The following is a 19,193-nucleotide window of genomic DNA, read 5'->3' on the forward strand; positions in this document are numbered from 1 at the left end:
AAGGAGCACCATGAAGAACAAGAAGTTGCTGGGGGCGGTCGCGATCGGCGGCGCCCTCGCACTCGCCCTCGCGGGCTGCGCGAGCGGTTCCGGGAACACCGGTGGCGGGGACAACGGCGAGAAGGTCGAGACCAAGACCGCCGACTACAACCCGCAGGACCGCAGCAACCTCCAGGAAGGTGGCGAGGTCAACTTCCCCATCAACGAGATCCCGGAGCAGCTGAACGGCTTCAACAGCGATGCCAGTGCTGACACCGCTCGCCTGTGGTCGTGGTACATGCCGCAGATCCTCCTGGTCTCGCCGGAGGGCGAGGTCACGAAGAACGACGCCTACCTCGATGCGTACGAGATCGGCGAGGAGGATGGCAACACGACCATCACCTTCACGTTCAAGGACGAGGCGCACTTCAACGACGGCACCGACATGGACTGGACGTCCATCGACGCCACGTGGAAGGCCAACCGCTCCTACGACGAGGGCTTCAACCCGAACGCGACCGACGGCTACAAGCAGATCAAGACCGTCGAGCAGGGTGACACCGCGAAGACCGCCGTCGTGACGTTCGACGGCATCTACGCCTGGCCGTCCATGGCGTTCCTCACGGGTGGCGTCCTGCACCCGGACATCGCCGACCCGGCCGTGTTCAACGAGGCCTTCATCGGCAACATGCACCCCGAGTGGGGCGCCGGCCCGTACACCGTCGACACGTTCGACGCGAACGGCGGCTTCGTCTCGTTCAAGCCGAACCCCGAGTGGTGGGGCAACGCGCCGCTGCTCGACACGGTCACCTTCACGGCCATGGAGCCCGACGCCTCGATCAACGCCTTCAAGAACGGCGAGATCGACATGGTGGGCGCCAACACCAACGACCGCCTGAAGCAGGTCCAGGAAGTGGACGACACCGTCGTCCGCCGTGCGCAGCAGACCGCCAAGACGGTCCTGCTCGTCGACGCCGACAAGCCGCAGTTCGAGGACATCGACGTGCGCAAGGCGTTCTTCCTCGGCGTGAACGTCGACCAGCAGAAGCAGATCGCGTGGAACGGCCTCGGCTACGAGGAGCCGGTCGCCGGTTCGCTCAACCTGTACTCGTTCCAGGACGGCTACAAGGACTCGTTCGCCGAAGCCGGTCTGAAGCACGACGTCGAGGGCGCCAAGAAGCTCCTCGACGACGCCGGCTGGACCGAGGGCGAGGACGGCATCCGCGAGAAGGATGGCGAGAAGCTCTCCGTCACGTTCCCGATCTTCGGTGAGGACCCGACCATCGAGGCCCTCGCGAAGTCGCTGCAGGCGCAGCAGAAGGAGATCGGCATCGACCTCAAGATCGATGTCCGCGCCTCCGCCGACTTCTCCAGCGACTTCACCACGAAGAACTGGGACGTCGTCTCGCTCCGCTTCACCGACTCCGACCCGTTCGGCCCGGCCTGGTTCTGCCAGCTCTACTGCTCGGACAGCGGTCTGAACCTGTCGGCGACCGGCACGGAGGAGATCGACAAGCAGATCGCCGACGAGGTCGAGAGCCAGAAGGACGCGGAGTCCTGGACCACCGCGGCGATGGACCTCGAGCCGAAGATCATCGAGCAGACGTGGGGCCTCATCCCGCTGTACAGCGGCCCCTCGATCTACGTGGTCAAGAACGGCCTGGCGAACCTCACTCCGGAGCCCTACGTCGGTCTCGACCTGTTCGGTGTCACGCCGGTCGAGAACGTCGGCTGGGAGAAGTAACACTCTCTGACACATCTCGTGTCGAAGCGGGGTCGGTGGTCCATCCACCGGCCCCGCTTCCTTATGCTGGAGGCGTGACCGTCCAGACCGTCCTCGTGCACGGCATCCGCACGTCGGCCACCATGTGGCGGTCGCAGGTCGAGTACCTGGAGGCGCACGGACACCCCGTCACCGCCGTCGACCTCCCCGGCCACGGCAGCCGGATGGACGAGGACTTCACCCTTCACGAGGCGCTGCACACGATCGACGCGGCCGTCCGCGCCGCCGCGGAGAAGGGCCCCGTCCTGCTGGTCGGCCACTCGATGGGCGGGCTGCTCTCCCTCGCGTACACCGGCGGGGCCGAGCCTCCCCCTGTCGACGGACTCGTCGCCGCCGCGTGCACGTCGCTCCCCCGCGGCCCCGGGCTGCGTGCCTATCGGCTGTTCGCCCGGGCCGTCGACTCCCTGCCGGACCGCGGCATGTGGCTGACGCAGCGGATGCTCGCCGCGACGATCCCCGAGGACAACCGCGGCGACTTCTCCGCCGGAGGATACGCGCTCGACATCCAGGACCAGACGCTCCGCAGCCTCGCCGCCCTGAACGTCGCCGCCGCGGTCCCGCGGATCCGGGTACCCCTGTGGTTCGTGAACGGCCAGTACGATCAGCTCCGGCTGAACGAGCCCCTGTTCCGGCGCCTGGCCCCGCAGGCGGAACTCATCGTCGTGCCGCGGACCACGCACCTGCTCACCGCCATGCGTCCGCGGGTGTTCAACGCCGTCCTCGCCCTCGCGATCGCGACGATCGAGGAGCGCGCGGCGTCACGCTGAGGACACCCGCGGCCGCGCGGCAGCGGTGAGCGCTCCCCCGACGAGCGACAGGATGGCCGCCGCCAGGAAGACGAGCCAGAACCCGCCGGCCAGGGCGACGAGTCCTGCGCCGAGCACGGGCCCGATGAGCTGTCCGAGGGCGGCGGTCACGTTCACGATTCCGAGATCGCGCGCGTGATCCTGCTCATCCGGGAGCAGATCGGCGGCGAACGCGAGGCCCACCGTAGAGAAGGCGCCGTAGCCGACGCCCATGAGCGCGGCGGCCACCATCGTCATCTCGAAGGTCGGTGCGGCCACGATCACCACACCCGACGCCGCCTGCACGACCGTGGCCCCCACGGCGAGCCGGCGCCGCTCTCCGGTGCGGTCGGAGACGATTCCGGTGATCACGGAGGCGAGCACCACGAAGACCGTGTAGACGACGATCAGCAGGAGGAGGTTGTCCTGTGCGGTCGTGCTCTCCTGTCCGAGGCCGTGGAGGAGGAAGAAGAGGAACAGCGCCGTGCCGAGGGCGTTGCCAATGTTGGTGACGAGTCGTCCGGAGAGCATCCAGGCGAAGTCGCGGTCGCGGAGCGACGCCAGGCGGGGCCGCCCGATGCGCTGAGGACGCATCGCCTCCGTGCTCGGCGGGTCCGGCAGCAGCAGCGCCGCCGCGACGCCGACCACCGCGATGATGCCGGCGAGGAGCAGATACCCGGCGACGATGTCGAGGCCCAGCAGCACGACGAGCCCGACCCCCAGCACGATCCCGACCGCCTGGCTCGACCCGACCGCGGCGGACGCGGCACCGCGCTGCGTCGTCGGGAGCTGGTCGGCGATGAGCGCGGTGAACGCGGCGGAGGAGACGGCGACGCCGATCGAGACGCCGACCCAGCCGGCGCCGACTGCCCATGGGCCCTCGGCGAACCCGGTGAGGACGAGACAGACGGCCGTGAGCGCGACCCCTCCCAGAGCCCATGGCCGCCGCCGGTGCGCGCCGGCGCGGGCTCGATCCGAGAGCGCCCCGGCGAGCGGCCCGGCGACGACGCCGGCGAGACCACCCACTCCGAGCACGATCCCGGAGGAGACGACGCCGCGGATCCAGTCGTCCTCCGGAGTGTCGAGCTGCAGCGGGAGAAGGAGCTGGACCGGGGTGAGCTGGACGGTCCAGATGGCGAGCCAGGCGAGCGTGAACAGCGACATCCAGCGAAGACCGGCGCGGCGGGCGATGAGGCCCGGAGTACCGGTCATGCCCGTGCCGCCGCGGCGTCCCTGGCCTCACGAGCGCCGGCGACGAGGTCGCGGTACCACCCGTAGGAGGCCTTCGGCGTGCGCTCCCCCGACGAGAAGTCCACGTGCACGAGACCGAACCGCTGAGTGTAGCCGTCCGTCCATTCCCAGTTGTCGAGCAGGGACCAGACCGTGTACTCCTCGACCGGGACGCCGGCATCGAGGGCCTCGCCCACCGCGTCGATGTGCGCGGAGAGGTAGGCGATCCGGTCGGCATCCTCGACGGCACCGGCGAGGTCGGGTTCGGGGAAGGACGCTCCGTTCTCCCCGATGATGATCGGTGGCATGTCCGGGTGTCGTCGGTGCAGATCGATGAGGAGGTCGCGCAGGGCGGACGGCATGATCGGCCACTCCGGTCCGAACCCGGTGACGGGGACTCCGGGCGTGGGCACGATCTCGAACGGGATGTCGGCATCCGGAGCACCGGCGGTGACGGTCGTCGGGTTGTAGAAGTTCACCCCGTAGAAGTCGATCGATCCCGCGATGCGGGCGAGGTCGTCGCCGAGGATGGGCAACGGCGGGAGTCCGAGTGCCTCCAGGTGCGGTGTCGTCCCGGACAGCAGAGGCTCGCTGAACAACCGGTTGTGCAGGAGGTCGTACACCGCGGCAGCGGTGCGATCCTCCTCGGTGTCCCGCAGCGGCAGGACCCAGGTGTGGTTGTTGACGAGACCGACGCTCGCCGCGCCTCGGGCATGCAGCGCCTCGGCGGCTCGGGAATGGGCGAGCAGCTGGTGGTGCACGGTCGGAAGCGCACCGAAGAGGAGCTGTCTCCCCGGCGCGAGTGCCCCGACCGCGTAGCCCTGCAGCGTCGTCATGGCGGGCTCGTTCAGCGTGTACCACGAGGACACCCGGTCACCGAGACGGGCGGCGACGAGGGCGGCGTACTCGCCGAAGCGCTCGGCGGTGTCGCGGGCGAGCCAGCCACCGTCGGCCTCGACCGCGCTCGGCAGCTCCCAGTGATAGAGGGTCGGGAACGGGGTGACACCGGCCGCCAGCAGACCATCGACGACGCGGGCGTAGTGGTCCAGCGCTGGGACGTTCCCGGGTCCGTGACCGTCCGGCTGCACGCGGGCCCACGGGATCGAGAACCGGTAGCGATCGAGCCCGAGTCCGGCTGCCAGGGCGACGTCATCCTCCACACGGCGATAGCTGTCGCACGCCGGTTCCGCGGTCGAGCCGTCCCGGATGCGTCCGGGCTTGGCGATCTCGTCGTCCCAGATCGACCGTCCCGCACCGTCGGCACGACGGGAACCCTCGATCTGGACGGACGAGGTGGCGGCGGACCAGCGTAGCCGCGCACGCGCGGTCGGGTCGGTGCTGAGGGGGGTCATCGGGCTCCTGACGTCGTCGTCGTTGTGGATGATTCTGCACCCGGTCCCGCCTTCCCCGCGACGGCGTCTCGCCTGGGCGATGTCGTTTCGCACGATCCCACCCGGTACTGGTAGACTCGACTCTTGGCTTGCGTGTGGGTTCTTCCCTCACGACCGCCGTGCAGCAGCCCTCTTCTGCTGCCGGCACTCCGAATAACTCCTGTACAGAAAGCGTCCACACGTGGCAAACATCAAGTCGCAGATCAAGCGCAACAAGACCAACGAGAAGGCTCACGAGCGCAACAAGGCCGTGAAGAGCGAGCTGAAGACTCTCGTCCGCCAGACCCGCGCGGCCGTCGCCGCCGGCGACAAGGCCGCCGCCGAGAAGAACCTGAAGAAGGCCTCGGTCAAGCTCGACAAGGCCGTCAGCAAGGGTGTCCTGCACAAGAACCAGGCGTCGAACCGCAAGTCGGCGATCGCCAAGCAGGTCTCCGCTCTCTGAGCTTCTGACTTCCGGAAAGCCCGTCTCCTCGTGAGGCGGGCTTTCTGCTTTCGCGCAGGGGCTTATCCCCCGAATGGCTCACGGGTGGCGATGACCGTCACCATCCGCTCGAGCGCGAAGATGGGGTCACGCGCCGCACCCTTGACCTCGGCGTCGGCGCGCGCGGTGGCCTGGATCGCCATCCCGAGGGATCGCTCGTTCCAGCCCGCCAGGTCGCGACGCGCGCGGTCGACCTGCCAGTCCTTCATCCCGAGGCGCTGGGCGAGCTGCCTGCTGGGTTCACGATTGCCGGCGACGCGCGCCATCGTGCGCAGCTTCATCGCGAACGCGGCGACCATCGGCACCGGGTCCGCACCGGAGGACAGGGCATGCCGAAGCGCCACGAGAGCCTCACCGTATCGGCCGGCGATGGCCGTGTCGGCGACGACGAACGCCGACACCTCGACCCGGCCGCCGTAGTACTTGGTGACGACCTCTTCCGTGATGTCGCCCTCGACGTCGCCGATCAGCTGCTGGCAGGCGGCCGCGAGCTCGGTGAGGTCGTCGGCGAAGGCCGAGACGAGCGCCCGGAGCGCAGGTGGAGCGATGCGCTTCTTCGCCGCCTTGAACTCCCCCGCCGCGAAGTCGACCCGGTCGCCGTCGCGCTTGATGGCGGGGCAGGCGATCTCGATCCCACCGCCGGTCCCCGCGCGGAGGGCGTCGAGGAGCTTCTTCCCGCGGACACTTGCGCCCGTGTGCCGGAGCACGACGGTCGCGCCCTCCTGCGGGTTCTCCAAATACCCGATGGCCTCATGGAGGAACGCGTCGGAGCACTTCTCCACGCCGGACACGCGGACCAGTCGCGGCTCACCGAACAGGGACGGTGAGGTGAGGGAGAGCAGTGTGCCGGGAGCATAGTCGTCGGCACGGACGTCGCTGACCTCGAGTGCCGGGTCCTCGGCACGGAGGTAGTCGCGCACCCCGGCAATCGCGCGCTCGGCGCAGACCTCCTCCGGGCCCGAGACGAGCACCAGCGGCGCGGGATGCGGCTCCCGCCAGGACACCTGCGGGATCTTCGTGGCCTTCGCGCCGCCACGGGAGGGAGGACGGGAGGCTGCCATGGGACCAGCCTACCGGCGGTGTCGGACACCCGACTCAGGGCGGCGCGACGTCGGTCCAGACGCGGAGGACATCGTCCTCGACGGCGAGCAGGGTGCGGCCGTCGCGATCGGTGCGGTAGACCTGCGTCCCGAGAGCCGACAGGAGATCCAGGGTCTCCCGACGCGGGTGCCCGTAGTCATTGTCGGCGCCGACCGTGATGAGCGCGACCCTCGGCTGCACAGCGTCGTAGAGGGCGGGTTCCTGGTCGGCGCTGCCGTGGTGGGCGACCTTCACCACGTCGTATCCCGTCAGCGGCGTGCTCCGGAGCAGCGCGCGCTGCGGGGCAGCGGAGAGGTCACCCAGGAAGAGCGCTCGGGGCACTCCTCCCCCGACGAATTCGGTGACGACGCTCGCGTCGTTCCCTGGCGGGAAGGCGGCACTGTGCGGCAACGGCCAGAGCACCCGCCATGCCGCTCCGCCCAGCGCGCCCCGGTCCCCGGCGTCGACCGGCCGGAGGGCTCCGCCCGCTCGGGCCAGGCCGTCGAGCGCACGCGCATCGGCGGCATCGGCAGGTGGTCCATGCAGCACCGTGCCCACTTTGCCTTCGAGTGCCGTCGCGCCTCCGATGTGGTCCGCGTCGAAGTGTGTGAGCACGAGGAGGTCGATGTGGTCGATGCTCAGCGAGCGCAGACAGGCGTCGAGCGCCGTCGGGTCCGGTCCCGTGTCGATGAGGGCCACGGCGTCCTGCGAACGCACCAGGACCGCATCGCCCTGGCCCACGTCGCACGCAGCGATCGCCCACCCGTGGGGCGTCACGAGCGAGGCGAGCGGACCGTCGATCAACGCACGGGAGGCGCCGACGGACGCGACGACGATGAGAACGCCGGCCGCCACGCGTCGAGCGGCGGGGAGCACAGCGCCGGGCGTCCAGGCCCGTCCCGCGCGAACCGACGCCGTCACGACGTCGGTTCGCGCGACTTCCCGGACGCGCGGCCCTCCGCGGCAGCACACGACGGCGATCGCGACGCTCACCAGCGTGACCACCGCAGCGCTGCCGAGGCCGGCAGGGAGGAGCACCTGAGCACCCGGGAGCCCGGCGGTGACCCGCGCGACCGTCGCGATCCACGCCGACGGCAACCAGGCGGACGCGGCGAGCAGATCCGCGACGACGGGGACAGGGGCAGCGAGACAGGCGAGGAGCCCGATCACCGTCGCGAGCGGCGCGGCCGGCTCGGCGAGGAGGTTCGCGACGACCGAGACGAGCGACTGCTGCTCCGCGAACAGCGCGATCACGGGCGCGCACGCGAGCTGCGCCGCCAGAGGCACCGCGATCGCGAGGGCGAGCGGACGGGGCAGCCAGCGCGCGATCCCGTCCGCCAGCGCCGGGGCGAGGAGGATGAGGGCCCCGGAGGCCACCGCGGACAGCGCGAATCCCGGTGTCGATGCGAGCCAGGGGTCGGCCACGAGGAGGGCGGTCACGCACAGGGCCAGGATTCCGGCACCTGCGCTCGGCCGCCCGACGAGGATCGACAGCATGCCCGCCGCGGCCATCGTGGCGGCCCGGATGACGCTCGGCTCCGGCGTCACGAGCACCACGAAGGCGGCCAGCGCCACGACGGCGAAAACGACCCGCAACGCCCGCGCCCCTCCGCACAACGCGACGATCCCGAAGACCGCAGCGACGACGATCGCGCAGTTCGCCCCGGATACGGCGGTGAGGTGGCTGAGGCCGCTGGTACGCATATCGGCGTCGACCGCGGCGGGCACGGCGGTGGTGTCGCCCACGGCCAACCCCGGAAGGAGCCCCGCACCGGGCTCCGGGAGTCGGGTGGCGCGCTCGACGAACGACCGTCGCAGGTCGGCAGCGATTCCGAAGACGCCCGGCGCCGCTCGCTCCACGGTTCCCGCGGTGACGAAGACGACGAGCTCCGCCCGCTCCCCCGGATCCGTCGCCATACTCTCGCCGGTCACGCGCACGACCGCACCGAGGACGAACCCCTCAGCCTCCGCGATCCCGATACGCACCGGTCCGCCCGCCGGCCCCGCGGCACCCGGCGCACCGATGCCGCTCAGCTGCACGTCCATCCACAGGCGCCCGTCCCGCCCCACGGACGCCGATGACGACACTTCACCGACCGCTTCAACGACCCTGCCGTCCCACCCGTGCACGGCGTCACGGTCCGCAGACTGTACGAGCACGGTGAACGCCACGGCGGCCCCGGCCGCGAGAACCACGATCATCAGGCCGCTCCACGTCGCGGCTGCCGGACGCCGGAGCGCGAGCACGGCGCCGATGATCACCGCGGATGCCAGGCATCCACCCGCAAACCACCCCGCCGTTCCCGGCACGAAAACGCAGACCAGGGCCATACCCCACGCACCGACCGCCACCGGCAGCAGGCGCAGATCACGGGTCACGCCGATCCCCGCTCGGACCCCGGGGACGATCGCTGCGGCTCATGCATCCGATCACCCTAGAGTCGCGCCGGTGCCCACTCCGCCCGCCGCGACCGCCGCTGCACGAGCGGAGGACAACACCTCTCGAGGTCAGGACGTGGAGGAGCACTCTCCGAGGGCGGAGAAACAGTCGGCGTCGGGCGCGACCGTTCCATCAGCCTGACTGCGGCAGACAGGCGTATCGTGGGGTTCACGACGACACCGCTATGCTTCGCGCATGACTGAATCTCTGGGGGATTCTCCGGACGAACTCCCTGTAGCGGAGCGCAAGCTCAGCCGTCGGGGATGGCTGATCACGCTCTTCGCAGTGGGGTGGCTCGCACTGACAATCGGCGCAGCATTTCTTGTCGCCGACCTCACCGGACGATGGATCCCTACCGTCTTCCTCGGACTCACGTTCGGCCTCGGTGTGTTCATCCCCGTGATTCGAGATCAAAAGCGGCGGAGACGGGAACTCTCCGATGCGGGCAGCGGTCCGGGGAAATAGATGGCTGCGCCTGACCCCGCACCGTCCCTGATCCAGCAGCGCCTCGCTCTCGGACGCTTGCGTCTGACCGCTCTCTTCATGATGATCGGCTGGGGCGCAGTCGCGGCACTCCGGGGCGTAGGCATCCATGACGTCGCCGACGTTGTCAACTGGATCGCCTTCCTCCTACCGTTGGCGCTGGCGTCGTACGGAGTGAAGCTCTGGTTCGACTACCGCCGCAAGGTGCGTGCCTTCGAGGCTGCCCACGGACCGGACGCTGGCAAGCAGCCGTAGCGCGACGCTCCTCTCTCGCCCCTGCGCACTCCGGGACCATGGCAGCGGCGCCCGAGGCGTGACGCTCGTCACACGCGTACCCCGTCGCGCAGCCCCTCCAAGACCTTCTCCCCGATCCCCGGTACCGCCAGGAGGTCGTCCACCGTGCGGAACCGACCATTCTCCTCGCGCCACGCGACGATGCGCTCGGCAAGCGCCGGCCCGATTCCCGGAAGCTCTTCCAGAGCTGCCTCATCCGCGGTGTTCAGGTCGACGGCGCCATCACCGGGAGGCCCGGCCGAGGGGTCGGCGACGGCACCCACGACCGGCACGAGGATCTGCTCCCCGTCCTCGACCCGTCGGGCGAGGTTGACCCCCGCGAGGTCGGCGGCATCCGTCGACCCGCCGGCGGCCGCGAGAGCATCGACGACCCGGGAGTCGGTTCGCAACACGTACAGACCCGGGCGCTCGACCGCCCCGAGCACATGCACGTAGATCTCCGCGGGCGCGGACTCGACCGACGCCGAGCTCTCCGCGAGCGGAACGGCCTCGACGGACGACGGTCGGCCCTGCAACAGCCCGAGGCCGACGGCCGTGGAAAGCGCGATGATCGCCAGCACGACCGCCGCGCCGAGCCCGAGGCGGAGCCTCCGACGGGGCGGAGGAGGTGGAGGCGGCGACGAGGTCATCCAGTCACCCTATGCGTCGCGTCCACCGCCTCCCGGCTCCGGACACAGCGACCGTGGAGAGACGCTCAGATGGGACTCGTCGTGGAGGACGGCCGTTCCCGGTCGCGACGTGATCCGGGCATCATCCCTTCGCGCCGGGGTAGGCGGAACCGCGGAGCACGCCGAGGACTCAGCCCTTGACGACGATGCTGACGATCTTCGGGGCCCGCACGACGACCTTGACGATCTCGCGATCACCGATCGACCGGATGACGCGCTCATCGGCTCGTGCCAGCGCCTCGAGCTCGGCCTCGCCGATGCGTGCCGGCACCTCGAGCTGCGCGCGCACCTTGCCGCCGATCTGCACGACCGCGGTGACGGTGTCCTCGACGAGGAGCGCCGGATCGGCGGAGCGCCACGACACGAGTCCGACGGACGGCTCGTGCCCGAGGATCTCCCACATCTCCTCCGCGGTGTGCGGGGCGATGAGGTCGAGCATGACGGCGATGGTCTCCGCCGCCTCACGGACGGCGGGGTCGGCAGCACCGGCAGCGCCGTCGATCGTCTTCCGGGTCACGTTGACCAGCTCCATCAGACGGGCGACGAGCACGTTGAACTTCGTCTGCTCGACCAGCGCGGGCGCTTCGGCGAGCAGCTTGTGCGTCGCGCGGCGCAGCGCCGCGTCGCCCCCGTCGAAGACGACGTCGACCGGGCTGGCGACCTCGTGGGCGACACGCAGGGCGCGCGACAGGAACTTCTGCGCACCGGTCATCGAGACGTCGGCCCAGTCCTTGTCGTCCTCCACCGGACCGGCGAAGGCCAGCCCGACGCGCAGGGCGTCGGCGCCGTGGGCGTCGAGCTCCTCCTGGAACAGCACCAGGTTGCCCTTGCTCTTCGACATCTTCTGCCCGTCGAGCAGAACCATGCCCTGGTTGATCAGGTTGGAGAAGGGCTCCGTGAAGTCGATCAGCCCCATGTCGAAGAGGACCTTCGTGATGAAGCGGGCGTAGAGCAGATGCAGGATCGCGTGCTCGACGCCGCCGATGTACGAGTCCACCGGTGCCCAGCGGGCCGCCTGGGCCGGGTCGAACGCCTGCGTGTCGCTGTTCGGGGACAGGAACCGCAGGAAGTACCAGGAGCTGTCTACGAAGGTGTCCATCGTGTCGGGGTCGCGCAGCACCGGGTCACCGGTCTCGGGATCGGTCGTGCGCACCCAGCTCTCCGCGCCGCCCAGCGGCGAGGTGCCCTTCGGCTTGAGGTCGAGGCCCTCCACGCTCGGCAGTTTCACGGGCAGTCGGTCCTCTGGCACGGGGATGATCCGGCCGTCTTCGGCGTGCAGCATGGGGATCGGCGTCCCCCAGAAGCGCTGACGCGAGATCAGCCAGTCACGCAGGCGATAGTTCTTCGCCGCCCGACCCGTCCCCGTGGCCTCCAGCTGCTCGATGGCGCGCGCGATCGCGTTGCGCTTCGACAGTCCGTTCAGCGGACCGGAGTTGATCATGCGCCCCTCGCCGGTGAGCGCGACACCGGTCTTCGCCGGGTTCTGCTCGTCGAGCGCGGCATCCGCATCGATCGGGACGCCGTCCTCGTCCACCTCGATGACCGGCATGGCACCGGTCACCGGAGCGGTGGTGTCGACGACGACCTTCACCGGCAGGTCGAACGCGCGTGCGAAGTCGAGGTCACGCTGGTCGTGCGCCGGGACCGCCATGACGGCGCCGTGCCCGTAGTCGGCCAGCACGTAGTCGGCGGCCCAGATCGGGAGCTTCTCGCCGTTGACCGGGTTGATGGCGTAGCGGCCCAGGAACACGCCCGTCTTGGGGCGGTCGGTGGACTGACGGTCGATATCGGTGGTCTTCTGCACCTCGGCCAGGTACGCCTGGAAGCGCTCGCGCACCTCCGGTTCGGCGTCGGCGGCGAGCTCCGCGGCCAGGTCGCCATCCGGGGCCACGACGAAGAACGTCGCACCGTGCAAGGTGTCGGGGCGCGTCGAGAACACCGTCACCGGCTCCTCGCGCCCCTCGATGCGGAAGTCGACGTCGGCGCCGACCGAGCGGCCGATCCAGTTGCGCTGCATCTGCAGCACCTTGTGCGGCCAGAATCCCTCGAGCTGGTTCAGGTCGTCCAGCAGACGGTCCGCGTAGTCGGTGATGCGGAAGTACCACTGCGTGAGCTTCTTCTTGACGACCTCGTAGCCGCAGCGCTCGCAGCGCCCATCGACGACCTGCTCGTTCGCCAGCACGGTCTGGTCGTTGGGGCACCAGTTCACCGGGCTCTTCTTGCGGTAGGCCAGGCCGCGCTCATACATCTTCAGGAACAGCCACTGGTTCCAGCGGTAGTACTCCGGGTCGGAGGTGTGCAGCACCCGGCTCCAGTCGAACGAGACACCGTACTGCTGGAAGCCGACCTTCTGCTGCGCGATGTTCTGGTACGTCCATTCGCGCGGATCGGCACCCTGACGGATCGCGGCGTTCTCCGCCGGCAGACCGAAGGAGTCCCATCCGATCGGGTTCAGGACGTTGTGACCGCGGTGACGCCAGAAGCGGGCGACGATGTCGGAGTAGAGGTAGTTCTCCGCGTGCCCCATGTGCAGGTCACCGGAGGGGTACGGGAACATGGCCAGCACGTAGCGCCGCGGCCGGGTGTCCTCGTCGCCGCCCGTGAGGAACGTCTCGTGCTCCGCCCAGTACTTCTGCCACTTGGCCTGGATGGCGTGCGGCGAGGAGAACTCCTCGTCGACGGGAGCGGTGGACATGTTCTCGGACAACGAACGCACGACCAATCTGAAGGAAAAAACGGGATCAGTTCAGGATATCGGAACGCCAGGTCGCGGGCATTTCCGCGCCCAGCGCCGCGAGGGGGGCCCTGGCCTTGGTGGCGACCTCACGCACCTCGGCCGCCGGCACCGAACCCCAGGTGATCCCCCCGCCCGCGCCGACGAACGCCGCATCCGCGTCAACCACGATGCTGCGGATGACCATCGCGAGATCGAGAGCCCCGTCCACGCCGATGTAGCCGAAGCAGCCGGCGTAGATGTCGCGAGGAGCGCCCTCGAGATCGTGCAGCTGCGTCATGGCCGACAGCTTCGGGGCCCCGGTCATGCTCCCGGCGGGGAACGCCGCCTCCAGCAGCACTCCGACGGTGATCCCCTCCGCGGCCGTGCCGCTGACCGTGCTCACGAGTTGATGCACGGCCGGATAGCTCTCGACTTCCCAGAGGCCTTCGACGCGGATCGACCCCGGAACGCAGACCCGGGAGAGGTCGTTGCGCATGAGATCGACGATCATGACGTTCTCGGCCCGCTCCTTCGGGTCCGCGGCGAGCTCTGCGGCGAGCGCGGCATCGGTCACGGCGTCGGTGCCCCGAGGACGGGTCCCCTTGATGGGACGGGTGCGGATGACCCCACCGCTGGCGTGGAGGAACTGTTCGGGGCTGGCGCTGAGGAGCGCACGTCCTCCGATGCGCAGGAAACCGCCATGGTGCGCCGGTGTGGCGGCCCGGAGCCGCTCGTACACGGCGACGGGGTCGTGGGTGCCTGGCACGGTGAACCGCGTCGTGAGGCAGAGCTGGTAGGCGATGCCCGCATGGATGAGGTCACGGCAGCGGTCGATGAGCCCCTGGTACGCGTCGGGGGTGTGTCGGGCCTCCGCGACCGGACGGGCCTCCGCCGCACGGACGCGAGCCTCCGCACGGGGTGGGGTCAGAAGGGACTGCAGCCAGCGCTCCCCCTCGTCGTCGGTCTCGCCCTCGGGGGACAGCAGCCACAGTCGGCGCGCGCCGTGGTCGAACGCGAGAGCCCTGGTCACGCGCAGCCAGGTCCGAGCGTCCGGTTCCGCCTCCCCGGCGACCGGCGCCCCCGCGAGAGCCGCACCGCTCTCGTAGTCGCGCCAGCCCACCCATCCCCCGCGTAACGGCGGCATCCCCGCTTCCACGGGATCGGTGTCGAGACGTACGTCCCCGGGCAGCGGTTCCGCGACGCCAGTGCCGAGGAAGCTCCATCCCTCGACGGCGTCAGCGCCCGCATCGAGCCAGAACACGTCCGCCTCCCGCTGCGCGAGCGCCGGGAACAGACGCTCCGACGCCACCCAGGACGGCAGCGGTCGGGGGCTCAGGCGGTCGGGCACCTTTCCAGCCTAGGACCGGGCCGCTCCCGTATCCTCATGGGGTGGACGACCTCCTGCTCTGGCTCCTCGACACCGTGCAGTCGATCGATCCGGTCACGCGCACACTGGTCGCCGGTCTCGCCGTCATGCTGGAGACGAGCATCCTCATCGGCCTCATCGTCCCGGGCGACACCATCGTCATCATCGCCTCGATGGGCGTCGCCACTCCCCTGGAGGGCATCGCGATGGGGGTGGCCGTCGTCGTCGGCGCCCTGATCGGGGAGAGCATCGGGTTCTGGCTCGGCCGCTGGCTGGGCCCCTACATCCGCGCCTCCTGGCTGGGTCGACGGATCGGCGAGCACAACTGGGTCCGCGCGGAGAACTACCTCGCCCGGCGCGGCGGCATCGCCATCTTCCTCTCCCGCTTCCTCCCGGTCCTGCACTCCCTCGTCCCTCTCACGGTGGGGATGAGCGAGTACCCCTACCGGCGCTTCCTGGCCTGGACGACCCCGGCCTGCATCATCTGGGCCTCGGCGTACGTGAGCGTCACCTCCCTGGCGGCCGGGAGCTTCCGCGAGCTCGTCGACCGCGTGCACTTCGCGGGCTACCTGTTCGTCGGAGTCATCGCCCTGTTCCTCGTCCTCGCCTATCTGGGCAAGAGGCTGCTGCACCGTCTCGAAGCCCGTCATCTGGAGGCCCCGGCGGCGGAGTCCGACGCCGACGTGAAAGACTGAGGCAATGGCCCCCGCACCCCCGGCGCCCAGGATCCACTGGTTCGCCCGACTCGAGCACCGTCTGCACGTGTGGCGCGAGGGACGAGCGCGCCGCCGCGGTCGCAACGCCACTGTCCTGCCCTTCCCCGGCTACGGAGGCCCCGGATGGGTGCGCGTGCTCGGCCGGGTGCTGATCGTCCCGCCGCAGCGAAACAACCGTGACGGCGAGCCGGCGAGCATCCGCGGCTGGCGCAGCTTCGTCGGCATCCCCGTGGGTTTCGCCTCGGTCAGCGTGCACCTCGGAGACGGCACTCATCAGGTCGTCGCCGACCGCGGCGGCGTGATCGACTCGGTCATCCGCGCCGAGCTGGAACCCGGCTGGCAGACCTTCACCATCACCGTCGAAGGGCAGGAGCCCATCGAGGCCCGCGCCTTCATCGTCGCGGAGAGCACGCGGTTCGGCGTCGTCTCCGACGTCGACGACACCGTCATGGTCACGGCGCTCCCTCGACCATTCATCGCCTTCTGGAACTCGTTCGTCGTCGACGAGCACGCGCGCATCCCGGTACCGGGCATGGCCGTGCTGCTCGACCAGCTCCTCCGGCAGCACCCCGGAGCGCCCATGATCTACCTCTCCACGGGTGCCTGGAACGTCGCACCCACACTCTCCCGGTTCCTCGGCCGGCATCTCTTCCCCGCCGGCTCGCTGCTGCTGACCGACTGGGGTCCCACGCACGATCGCTGGTTCCGGAGCGGGCGCGAGCACAAGCTCACCAACCTGCGCCGACTGGCCACCGAGTTCCCCGACGTGAAGTGGCTGCTCATCGGCGACGACGGCCAGCATGACGAGGCCATCTACACGCAGTTCCAGGAGGAGCACCCGGATTCCGTCGCGGGTGTCGCGATCCGTCGACTGCTGCCCGCGGAGGCGGTGCTCGCCGGCGGTCGTGCCGAGATGGAGTCCCATGATGCGGACGAGGCGCCGTGGGTGAGCGCAGAGGACGGCGCGGGCCTTCGCGACCAGCTCGGCGACGCCGGCATCCTGCAGTGACATGATCCTCACGCGTGATGACTGGCTGCGGCGGGAGGACGCGCATCGGCAACGGGCCGACGCGCTGACGGCGGCGCACCGGGAGCGCGTCGCGCGCGGCGAGAAGCACCCCGTGTGGGACTTCCTCTTCACCTACTACGGCTACAAGCCCGCGCAGCTCCGCCGCTGGCACCCCGGAGCGGGCGTGGAGCTGCAGGATGCGTCCGAACGGGCGGCGTGGCGCTGGTACGTCCCCGGGAACACACCCGACGGCGTCGTGCCCGATGCGGAGCGCTTCGCGGCCGAGAAGCCCGAGCTCGCTCGACTGGTGGCCCTCATGCTGCGCCGCACCGGCTCCCGTCCCGGGCAGTTCGGCTGCTTCGGGCTGCACGAGTGGGCGATGGTCTACAACGCCGCGGAGCATCGGCATGCCGTACCCCTTCGGCTCGGTCAGGCGGGCACGGATGCGGTGGTCGAGGCGCACGACCTCCGCTGCACGCATTTCGACGCCTTCCGGTTCTTCACCCCGGATGCGGCGCCCCGCAACCGCACGGCGTTGACGAGAGACGACCAGCCCCTGTTCGAACAGCCCGGCTGCTTGCACGCCGGCATGGATCTGTACAAGTGGGCGATGAAGCTCGGGCCGCTGATTCCCGGCGAACTGCTGCTGGACACGTTCGAGCTCGCGCGCGACATCCGGCTGCTCGACATGCAGGCGGCCCCCTACGATCTCTCGGCCTGGGACGTCGAACCGGTACACATCGAGACCCCGGAGGGCAAGGCGGAGTACGTCCGACGCCAGCGCGGCTTCGCGGAACGCGGTGCCGCTCTCCGCTCTTCCCTCCTCGCCGCCTGGCTCGCACCCGAGGGTCGCGCCGCGGCCTGAGGGTCAACCCGCAGGGGCGCAGTCGCCGCAGACACTCCACGACGACGTCGTATCGGAAAGCTGCAGGCGCAACGCGAGCACGCGCGTCGCAGCATCCGCGAGGCGATCGGCGGGCAGAGTGCCGGCATCGACCGCCGCGGCGATTCCCGCAGCCATCTCTCCCGCCGTCCGGGCATCGGAGCCCGCGATCATCAGCACCAGATCATTGCCGGCCGCCACCGCCGCGACGCCGTTCGCGACCGGATCGGCATACGCCGGGTCCCCGGAGGAGAGCAGCATGCCGAGGTCATCCGTGACGGACACCCCGTCGAAGCCGAGCTCGTCCCGAGCGATGCGATGCCACTCGGCGGACAGCGAGGCCGGCCGCGCGTCCACTGCCGTGTAGGCGAGATGGCCGTACATCAGCAACGAAGCACCGGCTTCGATGCCGGCGGCGAACGGGAGCCCGTCCGCTTCTCGCCACGCGGCCTTCGTCATCCCCGTACTCGGGATCGCGTGATGCGAGTCGCCCGGCGCCGCTCCGTGCCCGGGGAAGTGCTTGAGCGTCGAAGCCACGACATGCTCCTGCCCCTTCGTCGCGGCGGCGGTGCGGTCGGCAGCACTCTGCGGATCGGTGCCAAGAGCCCGCCCGAAGATGAAGGAGCCGGGGTCGGCGGGGACGTCGGCCACCGTGCCGAAGTCGACCGTGATCCCCGCCCGAGCCACGAGCGCGCCACGGGCTGCGAAGGCCGCCGCGGTCTCGGCGACCGGGCGACTCTTCAGAGTCGGCGACGCCGGGTAGGTGTCCCAGGGCAGCCGCGAGACGATGCCCCCTTCCTGGTCCACCGCGATCAGCGGGGGCAGAGCGGGATCGATCGTCAGCGCTGCCGTCAGCGCGCGGAGTTCCGACTCGGACTCCGGGATGTTGCCACCCATGAGGATGAAGCCGCCGAGCCCCGACTGCATGTAGGCGCGAAGCGCCGCGGGGTCGGTCCCGCCGATGTGACCCATCACGATGGACGAGGCCTGCTCCGCGGTGCTCATCTCCGCGACGAGGGCGGCGGCATGATCCCGCAGGCCGTCGCCGTCGGCCTGCACGGTCACCACGTCTGCCGGCGGTCTGGACGGTGCCGCCGACGACGAGGCGGCGGCCCCGGCGCCCACGGCGGTGATCAGCGCGGTCAGGGCCGTCGCGGCACCGAGGCCCCGCCGCATGCGGCGCCCGAACGAACGAGCCGGGTTCATCGCTCTCAGCGCGCGAGCGCCTCGACGATCGGTACCGAGGTCTCCTCGTCGCCGTTGCCGAAGCGGATCGTGCGCCCGATCGTTCCGGGGTCCTCCAGGGCCGCGACGATGACAGCCGCGACGTCGGCACGGGAGACCTCGCCGCGCCCCTCGGGGTCGATGCGGATCCGCCCGGTCGGGTCGTCGAAGGTCAGCGCGCCGGGGCCGAGGATCGTCCCGTCGAGGCCCGAGGCGCGGAGGTGCTCGTCGGCAGCCCACTTCGCGTCCGCGTACGGGAAGAAGGAGTCGTCCTCCGGGACGCCGTGGTCGGCCGTGGAGCCGATCCACGACACCATGACGTACCGCCGCACGCCGGCGCGCTCCGCCGCGTCCATCGTCCGCACCGCCGCGTCCCGGTCGACCGCGTAGGTGCGCTCGGGACTGCCGCCGCCGGCGCCCGCGGACCACACCACGGCGTCGTGCCCGCGGATGATCTCGGCGAGGGCGTCGACGTCCATGGTCTCGATGTCGGCGACGAGCGCGATGGCGCCGCCGTCTTCCACCTCGGACACATGATCGGGATTCCGGATCACGCCCGTGACCTCATGTCCTCGGGCGACGAGGAGCGGGGCGAGCAGCAGAGCGATGCGGCCGTGGCCGCCGAAGACGAGGATGCGCGACATGTCTTCACCCTACGCGCCCCC

Annotated in this window: 17 protein-coding genes; 8 read left to right on the plus strand and 9 right to left on the minus strand. The window is 70.2% G+C overall.

The window, feature by feature from the left end; genetic code table 11:
- Window positions 1-10 precede the first annotated feature (10 nt).
- Both MICNX66_RS09515 and MICNX66_RS09520 read left to right on the plus strand, forming a co-directional pair.
- Window positions 11-1,723 carry an ABC transporter family substrate-binding protein gene (locus MICNX66_RS09515; RefSeq protein ID WP_187661673.1) on the plus strand — a complete coding sequence of 571 codons (1,713 nt, stop codon included), beginning with the start codon at window positions 11-13 and terminating at the stop codon, window positions 1,721-1,723.
- 74 nt (window positions 1,724-1,797) lie between these two features.
- Window positions 1,798-2,529 (plus strand): alpha/beta fold hydrolase, encoded by a 732-nt coding sequence (locus MICNX66_RS09520; RefSeq protein WP_187661674.1) that lies wholly within the window; start codon window positions 1,798-1,800, stop codon window positions 2,527-2,529.
- Here the strand turns inward: MICNX66_RS09520 and MICNX66_RS09525 are convergent.
- Together MICNX66_RS09525 and MICNX66_RS09530 are read right to left on the minus strand one after the other, a co-directional pair.
- Window positions 2,521-3,759, minus strand: coding sequence for an MFS transporter (locus tag MICNX66_RS09525; protein WP_232089033.1), 1,239 nt, complete (start codon window positions 3,757-3,759; stop codon window positions 2,521-2,523). The two genes, MICNX66_RS09520 and MICNX66_RS09525, sit on opposite strands and share 9 nt — an antisense overlap.
- Entirely contained in the window at window positions 3,756-5,129 is a 1,374-nt protein-coding gene (locus MICNX66_RS09530) for a glycoside hydrolase family 1 protein (RefSeq protein WP_187661675.1), read from the minus strand. Before MICNX66_RS09530 ends, MICNX66_RS09525 begins: the two co-directional genes overlap by 4 nt.
- 220 nt (window positions 5,130-5,349) lie before the next feature.
- Here MICNX66_RS09530 and rpsT point away from each other — a divergent pair, with 220 nt between their 5' ends.
- Window positions 5,350-5,610: a 30S ribosomal protein S20 gene (gene rpsT, locus MICNX66_RS09535; protein ID WP_187661676.1), complete on the plus strand. Its 261-nt coding sequence runs from the start codon at window positions 5,350-5,352 to the stop codon at window positions 5,608-5,610.
- A 62-nt stretch (window positions 5,611-5,672) separates the two neighbouring features.
- Here rpsT and holA read toward each other — a convergent pair whose 3' ends face one another.
- Entirely contained in the window at window positions 5,673-6,710 is a 1,038-nt protein-coding gene (gene holA / locus MICNX66_RS09540; protein WP_187661677.1) for a DNA polymerase III subunit delta, read from the minus strand.
- A gap of 34 nt (window positions 6,711-6,744) precedes the next feature.
- Entirely contained in the window at window positions 6,745-9,108 is a 2,364-nt protein-coding gene (locus tag MICNX66_RS09545) for a ComEC/Rec2 family competence protein (protein ID WP_232089034.1), read from the minus strand.
- 256 nt (window positions 9,109-9,364) lie between these two features.
- Here MICNX66_RS09545 and MICNX66_RS09550 point away from each other — a divergent pair, with 256 nt between their 5' ends.
- Window positions 9,365-9,634, plus strand: coding sequence for a hypothetical protein (locus MICNX66_RS09550; RefSeq protein ID WP_187661678.1), 270 nt, complete (start codon window positions 9,365-9,367; stop codon window positions 9,632-9,634).
- Window positions 9,635-9,907: a hypothetical protein gene (locus MICNX66_RS09555; RefSeq protein WP_187661679.1), complete on the plus strand. Its 273-nt coding sequence runs from the start codon at window positions 9,635-9,637 to the stop codon at window positions 9,905-9,907.
- A 68-nt stretch (window positions 9,908-9,975) separates the two neighbouring features.
- Here the strand turns inward: MICNX66_RS09555 and MICNX66_RS09560 are convergent, their stop codons facing one another.
- From MICNX66_RS09560 to MICNX66_RS09570, 3 genes are all read right to left on the minus strand, one after another.
- Window positions 9,976-10,575 carry a ComEA family DNA-binding protein gene (locus tag MICNX66_RS09560; RefSeq protein ID WP_187661680.1) on the minus strand — a complete coding sequence of 200 codons (600 nt, stop codon included), beginning with the start codon at window positions 10,573-10,575 and terminating at the stop codon, window positions 9,976-9,978.
- 169 nt (window positions 10,576-10,744) lie between these two features.
- Window positions 10,745-13,309 carry a leucine--tRNA ligase gene (gene leuS / locus MICNX66_RS09565; protein WP_187661681.1) on the minus strand — a complete coding sequence of 855 codons (2,565 nt, stop codon included), beginning with the start codon at window positions 13,307-13,309 and terminating at the stop codon, window positions 10,745-10,747.
- A gap of 46 nt (window positions 13,310-13,355) precedes the next feature.
- Window positions 13,356-14,678 (minus strand): anthranilate synthase component I family protein, encoded by a 1,323-nt coding sequence (locus tag MICNX66_RS09570; protein WP_187661682.1) that lies wholly within the window; start codon window positions 14,676-14,678, stop codon window positions 13,356-13,358.
- A 41-nt stretch (window positions 14,679-14,719) separates the two neighbouring features.
- Here MICNX66_RS09570 and MICNX66_RS09575 point away from each other — a divergent pair, with 41 nt between their 5' ends.
- The 3 genes from MICNX66_RS09575 to MICNX66_RS09585 are packed head-to-tail and all read left to right on the plus strand — an operon-like array spanning window position 14,720 to window position 17,286.
- On the plus strand, window positions 14,720-15,391 hold the full coding sequence (locus MICNX66_RS09575; protein ID WP_025104953.1) for a DedA family protein: 672 nt from the start codon (window positions 14,720-14,722) through the stop codon (window positions 15,389-15,391).
- A gap of 4 nt (window positions 15,392-15,395) precedes the next feature.
- Entirely contained in the window at window positions 15,396-16,421 is a 1,026-nt protein-coding gene (locus MICNX66_RS09580) for an App1 family protein (protein ID WP_187661683.1), read from the plus strand.
- 1 nt (window position 16,422) lies between these two features.
- The gene (locus tag MICNX66_RS09585; protein WP_187661684.1) at window positions 16,423-17,286 is read left to right on the plus strand and encodes a 3-methyladenine DNA glycosylase; all 864 of its coding nucleotides are present in this window, start codon (window positions 16,423-16,425) and stop codon (window positions 17,284-17,286) included.
- 3 nt (window positions 17,287-17,289) lie between these two features.
- Here the strand turns inward: MICNX66_RS09585 and MICNX66_RS09590 are convergent, their stop codons facing one another.
- Complete coding sequence (locus MICNX66_RS09590) at window positions 17,290-18,510, minus strand: glycoside hydrolase family 3 N-terminal domain-containing protein (protein WP_232089035.1); 1,221 nt, start codon at window positions 18,508-18,510, stop codon at window positions 17,290-17,292.
- Window positions 18,511-18,515: 5 nt separating this feature from the next.
- Window positions 18,516-19,172: an SDR family oxidoreductase gene (locus tag MICNX66_RS09595; protein ID WP_187661685.1), complete on the minus strand. Its 657-nt coding sequence runs from the start codon at window positions 19,170-19,172 to the stop codon at window positions 18,516-18,518.
- Between the last annotated feature and the right edge of the window lie 21 nt (window positions 19,173-19,193).

This window comes from Microbacterium sp. Nx66 (assembly GCF_904066215.1).
Taxonomy (GTDB): Bacteria; Actinomycetota; Actinomycetes; order Actinomycetales; family Microbacteriaceae; genus Microbacterium; species Microbacterium meiriae.